The sequence below is a fragment of the Bacillus sp. Medicinal_06 genome, from assembly GCF_056711665.1.
On sequence record NZ_JBWYHD010000002.1, the window covers coordinates 621,752 to 634,315 of the forward strand.

At 36.9% G+C, this 12,564-nt stretch carries 9 protein-coding genes, 1 pseudogene and 2 riboswitches; of the genes and pseudogenes, 7 read left to right on the top strand and 3 right to left on the bottom strand.

Translation table 11 applies throughout. The features are described from left to right. Positions 1-102: 102 nt before the first annotated feature. The 3 genes from AC1M36_RS06820 to AC1M36_RS06830 form a co-directional block, all read right to left on the bottom strand. On the bottom strand, positions 103-393 hold the full coding sequence (locus AC1M36_RS06820; protein ID WP_000894376.1) for an ArsR/SmtB family transcription factor: 291 nt from the start codon (positions 391-393) through the stop codon (positions 103-105). Positions 394-918: 525 nt separating this feature from the next. Beyond that, positions 919-2,082, bottom strand: a complete 1,164-nt coding sequence (gene metC, locus AC1M36_RS06825) for a cystathionine beta-lyase (RefSeq protein ID WP_336450097.1) — start codon at positions 2,080-2,082, stop codon at positions 919-921. Continuing rightward, positions 2,079-3,191 (bottom strand): methionine biosynthesis PLP-dependent protein, encoded by a 1,113-nt coding sequence (locus tag AC1M36_RS06830; protein WP_336450096.1) that lies wholly within the window; start codon positions 3,189-3,191, stop codon positions 2,079-2,081. The genes metC and AC1M36_RS06830 overlap by 4 nt, the downstream gene beginning before the upstream one ends. A 78-nt stretch (positions 3,192-3,269) precedes the next feature. After that, a riboswitch (SAM riboswitch) is annotated at positions 3,270-3,382 on the bottom strand. Positions 3,383-3,584: 202 nt separating this feature from the next. After that, positions 3,585-3,695, top strand: a riboswitch (SAM riboswitch). 70 nt (positions 3,696-3,765) lie between these two features. On the opposite strand from AC1M36_RS06830, the gene AC1M36_RS06835 reads away from it, so the two are divergent. The 7 genes and pseudogenes from AC1M36_RS06835 to AC1M36_RS06865 all read left to right on the top strand — a co-directional run bounded on the left by AC1M36_RS06835 (position 3,766) and on the right by AC1M36_RS06865 (position 12,551). Continuing rightward, a complete protein-coding gene (locus AC1M36_RS06835; RefSeq protein WP_336450095.1) occupies positions 3,766-5,598 on the top strand; it encodes a bifunctional homocysteine S-methyltransferase/methylenetetrahydrofolate reductase in 1,833 nt (610 codons plus the stop codon). Then, positions 5,598-8,999 carry a methionine synthase gene (metH, locus tag AC1M36_RS06840; protein WP_336450094.1) on the top strand — a complete coding sequence of 1,134 codons (3,402 nt, stop codon included), beginning with the start codon at positions 5,598-5,600 and terminating at the stop codon, positions 8,997-8,999. Before AC1M36_RS06835 ends, metH begins: the two co-directional genes overlap by 1 nt. A gap of 18 nt (positions 9,000-9,017) precedes the next feature. After that, positions 9,018-10,076, top strand: a complete 1,059-nt coding sequence (locus AC1M36_RS06845; RefSeq protein WP_336450093.1) for an undecaprenyldiphospho-muramoylpentapeptide beta-N-acetylglucosaminyltransferase — start codon at positions 9,018-9,020, stop codon at positions 10,074-10,076. 114 nt (positions 10,077-10,190) lie between these two features. Continuing rightward, positions 10,191-10,430, top strand: a complete 240-nt coding sequence (locus tag AC1M36_RS06850; RefSeq protein ID WP_336450092.1) for a DUF3966 domain-containing protein — start codon at positions 10,191-10,193, stop codon at positions 10,428-10,430. A gap of 103 nt (positions 10,431-10,533) precedes the next feature. Then, positions 10,534-11,065: pseudogene (locus AC1M36_RS06855) on the top strand (group-specific protein). A gap of 3 nt (positions 11,066-11,068) precedes the next feature. Further along, positions 11,069-12,046 (top strand): HD domain-containing protein, encoded by a 978-nt coding sequence (locus AC1M36_RS06860; protein ID WP_336450091.1) that lies wholly within the window; start codon positions 11,069-11,071, stop codon positions 12,044-12,046. A 13-nt stretch (positions 12,047-12,059) separates the two neighbouring features. Then, on the top strand, positions 12,060-12,551 hold the full coding sequence (locus tag AC1M36_RS06865) for a hypothetical protein (protein WP_336450090.1): 492 nt from the start codon (positions 12,060-12,062) through the stop codon (positions 12,549-12,551). Positions 12,552-12,564 lie beyond the last annotated feature (13 nt).

The following is a 12,564-nucleotide window of genomic DNA, read 5'->3' on the forward strand; positions in this document are numbered from 1 at the left end:
CTTTAGGATATGTAGTATTGTATATTTTCTCTCATGATATATATTTATATTAAAGATATGAGATAGAAAATATAGAATACGCCCTTTTCTGCTTAGTTACCCCTAACCTAGTAATACACGAACAAGTTGAATGATTGTTTCATTTTCTACTTTGTAGTAAATTTCTAATCCTTTTCTTTCACTAGAAACAATTTTAGCGCTTTTTAATTTTGCTAAATGCTGTGAAATTGTGGATTGTGGCATATTTAAGCCTGTGTACATTGTCGAAACATTGCTTGGACCGCGTTCGATTAATCCCTTTACAATACATAAACGAACAGGATGAGCAAGGACTTTCAATAATTCTGCATTATTTTCGTACAGTTCTAATTCCTTTTGAAAGGTTTCTAACATGTTTTTTCCACCTCCATGCGAGCTGTTATACCCATACTATAAATACCAAAAATCTAAAGAAAAGAAAATAGTTGTTGCAGAAAAAATGTTCTAAAGTAAAGAAATTGTAAGAAAAGAGAACATGATGTAAATAACTTCGCAAAATTTGTACGTTTTGTAACAAGGGATTTTTTGATAAAAATTACTATATGTTTGAAGATACAGATACATTTATAACACGATTTTATCATGATTTTTTTGTTCTTTCAAATAAATATACAAAATTTTTAAAATAATAAGAAAAAGGGTTTTGTACTCTTATATAGAATAGAGATTTTGGATGGAAAGAAGGGATAACATGTTGAAAATCAAAAAACAAGGGGGTGAAACGTATTTCACAAATCATAACAGTTAAAGTGAAATTGCAATGGACCTTCAGAAAAATGGACTCAATATTATGTTTGCATATGACACGATGCAAATAGAAATATAAACAGAACCTAAAAATTAGGTTCTGTTTATATTTTATTTCATTTAAGATGATCATTATGCATTCACAGGTTCTTCGACATAAGAAAGTGCATTTTCAAAATCAGCAATTAAATCATCTACATTTTCAAGGCCAACTGATAAACGGAGCAATGAATTAGAAATACCTCTTTCATTACGTGCTTCTTGTGATAGTGCTGCATGTGACATTTTTGCAGGGTAAGAAAGGATGGATTCTACAGCTCCTAAACTTACTGCAAAGACAGGAAGTTTAACTTGAGATAAAAATTGTCGCAAAGCATCTTCGGATTGAAGCGTGAAAGATAAAACAGCACCGGCAGATTGGGCTTGTTCTTGTTGTATGTCATAGCCAGAGTGTGATTGTAATCCAGGGTAATACACATTTTGAATCTTTGAGTGTTTTTGTAAATAATGAGCAATTTTATTCGTATTTCTTGCTGAGTGTTCGAGGCGTACGTGCAATGTTTTCAGACCGCGAAGAACGAGAGAACAATCTTGCGGTCCTAATATAGCACCAAATGCATTTTGCAAGAAACCAAGTTTTTGAGCGAGTTCCTCATCTGTTACAACCGCTAATCCGGCTGTAACATCACTGTGACCAGCAATGAATTTTGTTGCGCTATGAAGCACAACATCAGCTCCGAGTTCAAGTGGCTTTTGGAATAATGGTGTTAAAAATGTGTTATCAACAAATGTAAGTGCTCCGGCAGATTTTGCTAATTCGCAAATGGCACGAATGTTGGTTACTTTTAATAATGGATTGGATGGCGTTTCAACGTAAAAGACTTTTGTATTTTGTCTAATATTTTGTTTTACTTCTTCTAAATTTGTCATGTCAACAAATGTATGTGAAACCCCGTAACGAGAGAGGACTTCTGTTACAATACGATACGTTCCTCCATATACATCTTCTGAAATGAGAACATGATCGCCTTGTGAGAGAAGGAGGAAGGCAGTAGAAATCGCTGCAATTCCAGATGCAAAGGCAAACCCTTTTGTTCCTCCTTCTAATAAAGCAATTATGTCCTCAAGTGCTTCACGTGTTGGATTTCCAGAGCGACTATAGTCGTATTTACCAAATGTATCTACATCAAATTGATGAAATGTTGATGTATTATAGATGGGGACGTTAACCGCGCCTGTTTGTGAATCATGTTTATAGTGGTTATGAAGTAAGAGTGTATCTAAAGAATAACTCATATTCTCACACCTTCTTTTACATGTTTAATAGCCTGCTTTAAGTCTTGAATTAAATCATCACCATTTTCAATACCAACAGAGAAGCGGAGGAGACGATTACATACGCCGCGTGCTGTACGAACTTCTTCTGGAATATCTGCATGTGTTTGTGTTGCTGGATATGTCATTAAACTTTCAACTCCGCCAAGGCTTTCTGCAAAGGTAATTAAAGATAAAGATTGTAAGAAAGGATTTATCCATTTTTCATCGCGAAGACGAAATGAAATCATGCCACCTCTTCCCGGATAAAAAACATCGGTTACACCATCTTCCGCGTTTAAATAAGAAACGATGTTCTTTGCATTTTCTTCATGCTGTTTCATACGAAGAGCTAATGTTTTCATCCCGCGAATTAATAACCATGAATCAAATGGACTTAATACAGCACCAGAAGCGTTGTGATAGTGGGCAAGTTCTTCACAAAGCGCTTGGCCTTTTGCAACGACAAGTCCGCTTAATACATCATTATGACCACCTAAATATTTTGTGGCGCTATGAAGAACAATGTCTGCTCCTTCTGTTAATGGTTGTTGTATATAGGGAGTGTAGAATGTATTATCTACAATAAGAAGGACTCCGTGCCGTTTGGCAACAGTTGCGACAGCTGCGATATCAGTAACTTGCATTAATGGATTGGTTGGAGTTTCTATAAAAATAGCTTTCGTTTGAGAAGTAATGGCTTGTTCTATTTGTTTTATAGATTGTGTATTTACGTATCTACATCGAATATTCCATTTTTCTTCATGTTCTGAAAATAAACGATAGGTTCCCCCATATAAGTCTTCTGATACGATAAGTTCATCTCCAGACCGGAATAAAGACAGAACAAGAAGAATCGCTGCCATTCCCGAACTACAGGCATATCCTTGTTCCGCTTCTTCTAAATCAGCAATTGCGCGTTCTAAAAGGCCGCGTGTTGGGTTTCCAGTTCGTGAATAGTCGAAACCTGTTGATTTTCCGATTCCTTCATGACGATAAGCTGTTGAAAAGTAAACAGGGGGATTAACCGTTCCTGTAGTCGTTTCGCTTCGATTCCCGATTTGAGCTAGTTTTGTTTCGATTGTTGACATGTTAAATTCCTCCTTGATAAAAAATAAAAAATAAAAAAAGCCTTCTAAGAAGAAGGCTTTCATGCGAATATAGTCTTCTCCTTATCTGTCAAATCTTTTCACAATTTGCTGGAATTAGCACCTTATTAACGAACATGTTAATGGTTGCTGAGGTGTCATAGGGCCAGTCCCTCTACCTCTCTAGATAAGAATAATTTGTATGAAATTTTATTATGATTTTAACTTTACAACAAAAGATAATTGAATTGCAACTTTATTTTAAATATTTTTTATCTTCCTGCTAATTTCATTGACTTTTAGTTTGTCCCATGATAAGTTTATTAGAAAATTAATAAAGATTGTTAAAAGGTACACGTATTTCCTTTTAAAAAATAAATTAATAATTAAGATAAACTCTTATTGAGAGCGGTGGAGGGAAAGGCCCTATGAAACCCGGCAACCTTCAAACGAAATGTTTGAAACGGTGCTAATACCTGCAGAACAATTTGTTTTGCATGATAAGAGGAGGATTGATGATGTCCCCCTCTTCAAGGTGAAGAGGGGGTTTTTATATTGATAGAAAAGAGGGAGACAAGTGAAAATTCTAGATTTATTATCAAAAGGAATTATTATCGGTGATGGAGCAGTTGGTACATTATTACATTCTCATGGTTTGCAAAGTAGTTTTGAAGAATTAAATCTATCAGATCCAGATTTAATTATATCTATTCATAAACAATATGTAGCTGCCGGTGCAGATATTATTCAAACAAATACATATGGTGCAAATGAAGCAAAATTGCGCATGTATGGTTTAGAAAATCAGGTTACCAAAATTAATAAAGCAGCAGTAAAGCTTGCAAAAGCAGCCGTGACAGACAAGAATGCTATTTTAGGGACGATTGGTGGTATGAAGCATATTGGAGCCGTTACAACGACTGATATGGAACGGGAATTTATGTTACTTGAGCAGGCCGAGGCATTATTAGAAGAAAAGATTGATGGATTATTATTAGAAACATTTTATGATGAATTCGAATTGCTACATGCGGTGAAAGTACTGCGAAAACAAACAGATATTCCAATTATTGCACAGTTAGCTCTTCATGAAGCAGGCACAACTCAAAATGGGAATGATGTAAATGAAATATTAAAACAGCTTTTAGATTACGGTGCAAATGTAGTCGGTTTAAACTGTCAGTTAGGACCGCTTCATATGACGGAAGCTTTTAAAATGATATCGATTCCGAAAAATGGTTATTTGTCAGCTTATCCAAATGCAGGCCTTCCAAACTATGTAGAAGGACGTTACGTATATGAAGGAAGTCCTGCTTATTTTGAAGAGATGACACCGAAATTTATTGAACAAGGTATTCGTTTGTTAGGGGGATGTTGTGGTACAACGCCAGCACATATTGAAGCGATGAAGCGTGCGATTGCGAATGTAACGCCTGTTACAGAAAAACAAATCGCTCCAAGACAACAAGTGGTTCCTATGCAAACAAAACGTGCTAGCACCCATGTTACTCTTGCGGAAAAAGCGAAGAAGCAAACAACAGTTGTTGTTGAACTAGATCCCCCAAAAACATTGGATACGCAACGTTTTTTTGAAGGGGCAAGGGCATTGAAAAGAGCGGGAGCAGATGCGATTACATTAGCAGATAACTCGTTAGCATCTCCGCGCATTTCAAATATGGCAATGGGGGCATTATTAACGAAGCACGATATTCCAGTGCTGACGCATTTAACGTGCCGTGACCATAATGTGATTGGCTTACAATCCCATTTACTTGGTTTATCAGCTTTAGGAATGGAAGAAGTGTTAGCTTTAACAGGTGATCCAGCTCGTGTTGGTGATTTTCCAGGAGCGACGTCTGTATATGATTTATCTTCTATTGAATTAATTAAAATGATTAAGGAAATGAATGTTGGACGTTCTATTTTAGGGAAATCGATTGGTTCTGCGACAAGATTCTCTGTTGGAGGAGCTTTTAACCCGCATGTGAGGCATTTAAAAGCAGCGGTGAAGAGGATGGAGAGAAAAGTTGCAGCTGGTGCAGAGTATTTCTTAACACAGCCTATTTACGATGTAGATTTAATTGAAGAAGTATACGAGGCGACAAATCACTTAGAACAGCCGATTTTTATTGGGATTATGCCTTTAGTAAGTAAGCGAAATGCTGACTTTCTCCATTTTGAGGTGCCAGGCATTACACTACCTGAAGAAGTAAGACAACGAATGGATGGACATGATACGCAAGAATTGGCAATTGAAGAAGGGATTCGCATTTCACAAGAGTTAATTGATGCTGCGATGAAATACTTTAACGGTATTTATCTCATTACACCATTTTTAAAATATGAAATTACAGAGAATCTCGTTAAGTATGTGAAAGAAAAGCAAGAAGCGAAAGAGGGAATCAACTGATGAGACCGATAGAAGAGAGATTAAAACATGATATTTTAATATTAGATGGTGCGATGGGGACGATGATTCAGCAGGAGGATTTAACCGCAGAAGATTTTGGTGGAGAAGAATATGAAGGTTGTAATGAATACTTAGTAAAAACAAGACCAGATGTTATTTTAGGTATCCATAAAGCTTATATTGAAGCTGGTGCGGATATTATTGAAACAAATACGTTTGGTGCTACGAATATCGTATTACATGATTATGAGCTAGCTCATTTAGATGAAGAGTTAAATGAACGGGCGGCGTTTTTAGCAAAACAAGCTGTAAGTGAGAGCTGTAAAGAAGTATATGTAGCAGGTGCGATGGGGCCAACGACAAAAGCGATTAGTGTAACAGGTGGTGTAACATTTGAAGAATTAATTGAAGCTTATACTAGACAAGCGCGTGGATTATTACGGGGTGGCGTTGATGTATTGCTTGTAGAGACGAGCCAAGATATGCGTAACGTGAAAGCGGCGTATTTAGGAATTCAGCAAGCATTTATGGAAGCGAATCGTACGGTTCCGCTTATGATTTCAGGAACGATTGAGCCGATGGGGACAACGTTAGCGGGGCAAACAATCGAGGCGTTTTATTTATCAGTTGAGCATATGAAACCATTATCTGTCGGATTAAACTGTGCGACAGGGCCAGAATTTATGCGAGAACATATTCGTTCTTTGTCGGATCTCTCAGAGTGTTATACTTCTTGTTATCCAAATGCCGGTCTTCCAGACGAGGATGGACATTATCATGAGTCACCAACTTCACTTGCAGAAAAGGTGAAGCAGTTTGCTGAAGAAGGCTGGATTAATATTATCGGTGGTTGCTGCGGGACGACACCTGATCATATACGAGCGATAAAAGCTTCACTTGAGTCTCTCAAGCCACGTGAAAATCATGAGCGAGAAGGTCATGGGATTAGTGGTTTAGAAGCATTGCAATATGATGATTCTATGAGGCCGTTATTCGTTGGTGAGAGAACAAATGTTATTGGGTCAAGAAAGTTTAAACGATTAATTGCTGAAGGGAATTTTGAAGAGGCTGCTGAGATTGCAAGGGCGCAAGTGAAGAAAAATGCTCACATTATTGATATTTGTATGGCGGATCCAGATCGTGACGAAGTGGAAGATATGGGGGGATTTTTGGCAGAAGTAACGAAAGTATTAAAAGTTCCCATTATGATAGATTCAACGGATGAGAATGTAATGGCGAAAGCTCTCACGTACATACAAGGGAAGGGTGTCATTAACTCTATTAATTTAGAAAACGGAGAAGAGCGATTTGAGAAAGTGACGCCGCTTCTCCGGAAATATGGTGCGGCAATTGTAGTTGGGACAATTGATGAAGAGGGCATGGCAGTTAATGCAGAAAGAAAGTTAGAAATCGCAAAAAGAAGTTACGAGTTATTAACGAAGAAATACGGTATACGTCCATCGGATATTATTTTCGATGCGCTCGTTTTCCCAGTAGGAACTGGTGATGAAGAATATATTGGATCTGCAGCAGCAACGATTGAAGGAATTCGTCTTATTAAAGAAGCACTGCCAGAATGTTTAACGATTTTAGGTGTAAGTAATATATCGTTTGGCTTACCACCAGCTGGTCGAGAAGTGCTAAACTCAGTTTTTTTATATCATGCAACAAAGGCTGGACTTGATTATGCGATTGTGAATACTGAAAAACTAGAACGCTATGCATCCATTCCAGAAGAGGAAAAGGGACTCGCAGATGCACTATTATTCGAAACAACGAAAGAAACACTAGAAGAATTTACAAACTTTTATCGGGTTGCGAAGAAAAAAGAAGCGGTCATACAAGAAATATTAACACTTGATGAAAGGTTAGCAAATTACATTATAGAAGGAACAAAGCAAGGATTACAAGAAGATTTAAGTCTCGCGCTTACAGAAGGAAGAAAGCCACTTGATATTATTAACGGTCCGCTTATGACAGGGATGGACGAAGTAGGTCGTTTATTTAATAACAATGAGCTTATTGTTGCTGAAGTCCTGCAAAGTGCAGAAAGTATGAAAGCAGCTGTAGCATATTTAGAGCCTTATATGGAATCTAGTGATAGTGCGAAAAAAGGAAAAGTATTACTAGCAACTGTAAAGGGTGATGTACATGATATTGGCAAAAACTTGGTAGAAATTATTTTATCTAATAATGGCTATGATATTGTCAATTTAGGAATCAATGTCCGCTCTGATCGCATTGTTCAAGAGGTAAAAGAAAAGAAACCAGATATTATTGGGCTCTCCGGATTATTAGTAAAATCGGCACAACAAATGGTAGCAACTGCTGAAGATTTACAAGCGGCAAATATTAATATTCCAATTGTTGTAGGTGGTGCAGCATTGACAAGAAAGTTTACCGATAACCGTATTTCACCTTCTTATAATGGACTTGTGTTATATGCAAGCGATGCGATGACCGGACTGGACCTTATCAATCGATTACAAAAAGAAGAAGAACGGGAAAAATTGAAGCAGGAAAAAAAGAATCATCATCTTCATGTTGTTGTGAAACAAGAGGAGAAAAAAGCGGAACTGCCAGTTGTAATCGAACCATTGGCACCAGCGGAGGTTATGATACCAGATTCAACAAAGCGGGTCGTACTTCGTGATATCCCAGTTTCACATCTTGCGCCATTTTTAAATAGACAAATGTTAATTGGGCATCATCTTGGTTTAAAAGGAAATGTGAAAAAATTGCTTAGGGAAGGAGATAAACGGGCGCATGAATTAAATAATTTAATTGATGAACTACTGGGGGAAGGTCAATCTTGGCTGCGTCCAAAAGCTGTTTATCAATTTTTTCCTGCTCAAAGTGATGGACAAACAATTATTATTTATGACCCAGAAGATCACACACGTGTACTAGAGCGTTTCTCATTCCCAAGACAAGGGAAAGCACCGTACCGTACATTAGGAGATTATTTAAGACCGGTCGGAGATAAAATGGATTATGTCGCCTTTTTATCTGTTACAGTTGGGCAAGGTGTTCGTGATATTGCGGAAGAATGGAAGGAGAAAGGGGATTATTTACGTAGTCATGCTATCCAATCATTGGCATTAGAATTGGCAGAAGGTCTTGCTGAAAAGACACATATGTTAATTCGTGATCGTTTTGGAATTCCAGATTCACCGGAGATGACGATGGAAGAACGATTCCGTACGAAATATCAAGGGATTCGTGTTTCTTTTGGTTATCCAGCTTGTCCAGAGCTTGCTGATCAAGAAAAACTATTTCGCTTAATTCAACCAGAAGAAATTGGAATCTCACTAACAGAAGGATTTATGATGGAGCCAGAAGCATCTGTAACGGCAATGGTATTTGCTCACCCCGAAGCACGATATTTTAGTGTACTATAGTGTAGAAGGGGGAGACAAATGAAAAGAATAGTCTTTACAGGCGGTGGTTCGGCTGGACATGTGACACCTAATTTAGCAATTATTCCACATCTGAAAGAAAAGGATTGGGATATTTCTTATATTGGTTCTTATCAAGGGATTGAAAAAACGATTATTGAGAACGAGGGAATTCCGTACTATGGTATAGCGAGCGGAAAGTTGCGCCGTTATTTTGATTTGAAAAATATAAAAGATCCTTTTCTTGTTCTGAAGGGTGTCATGGATGCTTATGTGCGAATACGAAAATTAAAACCGGATGTTATTTTCTCAAAGGGTGGTTTTGTATCTGTACCAGTAGTAATTGGTGGATGGTTAAATCGTGTTCCAGTTTTATTACATGAGTCTGATATGACACCAGGACTAGCGAATAAAATTGCACTTCGCTTTGCTTCGAAAATATTTGTTACGTTTGAAGAAGCTGCGCAGCATTTGCCGAAAGAAAAGGTGGTTTATACGGGCTCACCTGTGAGGGAAGAGGTTGTTGGTGGAAATCGTGAAACAGGATTACAATTTCTTGGGTTTCATGCTAGAAAACCGGTAATCACGGTTATGGGCGGAAGCCTAGGTGCAAAGAAAATCAATGAAACAGTACGAGAAGCATTGCCAGAGCTTCTTGAAAATTATCAAGTTGTTCACTTATGCGGAAAAGGAAATTTAGATGAGACGTTACAAGGCATGACAGGGTATAGACAATTTGAATATATACACGGAGAATTACCAGATGTATTAGGGGCAACGGATTTTGTCATTTCACGTGCTGGATCAAATGCGATTTTTGAATTTTTAACATTGCAAAAACCGATGATTTTAATTCCATTACCGAAAGCTTCAAGCCGCGGAGATCAAATTTTAAATGCACAATCGTTTGAAAGACAAGGGTATGCATCGGTGTTATATGAAGAAAATGTAACAGCGACATCCCTTATGGAACATATACAAGATTTAAATTATAATTGTGCAAAGTATAAAAAAGAATTAAAGAAGTATCGTGGAAAAGAAGCAGTACAGATCATTATGAAATATATTACAGAGGCATGATTTCTAAAAAAATCATGCTTTTTTTAGTAGAATGAAAGGTTCGAAGAATTACTGTATTTATGTTACAATAACAGAGATTTAATAGGGAAATTCCAGTTCTTTGAGCGTGAAAATATGAATGGATTAGGAGTGACTGTCTTGGAGCTGAGTCTCTTTGAAAATACTGCTCTGATTATATGTTTTGTTTTGTATGTTGGTAGTATTATTGTTTACATTTCAAGGAAATTTTCACAAGAACGAAACTTGCAAAAATCGGAAATAACGGCTGAGTTAGAAATGTTAGCCGGTGAAAGTGATAAAAAACAAAAAATAAAAGAGGACCATCAGGCCCCCCACCACTTAAACGTAAAATAAGTTTTGAAGGTGGGGCCTTTTTTACAAGATTCCTCTTCTATTATTATCGTGAGCGCTAAAAAGGAGTTTCCCTTCTGTTTGTATAAATAAGCAGCTAATTCATATGAATTTCTATATTGCATCAGGTTTTCAAAATAAACATCTTGTTCAATTTGTAGCGAGTCAATTGAAAGAGGCGGGGTGGCATCATACATATAATTGGACTCAAAATGAAAGAGCGACAAATAGAGCACAATTACAGAAGATTGGTCAAGCAGAAAAGTGAGCGATACAAAACGCTGATGTTTTTCTACTTTTATCTCACTACTTTAGGGCAGTAATACTCCCACCTCAAAATTCGGCGGGAGCAAAGAAGTTAGGTGGGAGATAAACTGCCCGTAAAGGCCCGATTGGTGAGGACTGATAATCAGTGGGGGATGAAGAAAACCCCCACTAATTAAAGTTTCACTTTATTAGATGGTGGAAATGGAAGTCACACGGAGCTTGGTATGGCGATTGCTTTAGAAAAGAAGATCTATTTGTACCATAAAAACAATCCGCTGCAAACAACGTTTTACCATTTACCAGAAGTGAGTATTTTTCAAGGAGAACTGGAGGAGTTTATTTCATACGTCATGAATAAAGGAGACGCATAAATCATGCAGGTTTATGATACTATATACGGTAATTTTGAAATAGACGGTGTATTAGAAGAACTATTACAATCAGAAGCTATGCAAAGGTTGAAAAAAATTCATCAAGTTGGAGCGAGCTTTCTTGTAAAACCAGAGTGGAATGTAACCCGTTATGAGCATTCAATTGGAGTTATGCTTCTTGTGAAAATGCTGGGCGGAGGAGAAGCGGAACAAATTGCAGCATTGCTTCACGATGTATCACATACTGCTTTTTCACACGTTGTAGATCGTGTATTACATAAAAAAGATGAAGACTATCATGAACATATTTTTGATACAGTCATTGAAAAATCGGATATCCCACGCATTTTGAAAAAGTATGGATATGATTCTAAAATGCTTCAAAACTGGGAACAATGGATGCTATTGGAACAACCACTACCAGCTCTATGCGCAGATCGTATAGATTATACACTTCGCGATTTATATACGTATGGAATGATTTCAAAACAAGAAGTCCTTACATTTTTAAAGCAATTAATTGTCCATGAAAAACAAATCTGCCTTCGTACGATTGAGGCGGCAGAGTGGTTTACAACAGTCTATTACAAAGAAACAATTGATTTCTTTCTACATCCATTAGGTTCATATAGTTATCATGTATTAACAAAAGTTTTGCAACTTGCGTTAGAAAAGCATGTGATACATACTGAAGATTTCTTGTGCGATGATGAGGCATTGCTTCAAAAATTGAAATGTTGTCGTGATGAAGAGATAACGAGTGTATTGGCTACTTTACATCCAAGTGTAATATTAGAAGAGAATAATCAAGAGTATGATATTTGTTACTCAGGTGGGAAGGAACGCTTAATTGACCCACATGTCTATATGAATGGTAAAATATATAAAGCGTCTCGTTTATCTGAACATGTAAGGCTATGTAATCAAAAAGCGAAAGAGAACTTCAAACAAAATATATATTTAAAAATAAAGAGAGCATAAAGGAGTTATCAACATGAATTTAGAGCAAGGATGGGAAACAAGCTTCTTGGAAGTTGTTCAAAAGAGTGAATTCAAAAAAGGTGCACTGCGTAGCCAGCTACTTTGTGAGGACGGGGAAGAAGTAGAAGAACTTGTAGATGATTATGGATATGATGAAATCGTAAATCGTGAACATGATGAGGAACTCGCAGAAATTTTAGGTGAAGAACTCTTTAGTGAAATGGAACGTTACGTATTTCTATCTTCACAACCTGAAGAAAAACTCATTTCATTTGTAAATGGATTAGGATTTCATATTTTAGATTGGATTGTTCTTCTTGAAACAGAATTTGGTATAGATAGTGCAGTATTTTCAGCGGACGCAGTGAAAATGCTTGAAAAACGTTTTAGACAGTTCCCGTATATAGAGGATAAGACAGTTTTTGATATGACAATTGGAGAAGCAATGGATACATTAGAAGCTGTGACGAGCTTACAATTGAAAGAGAAGATGAATATACAATAATGAAAATGAAAAT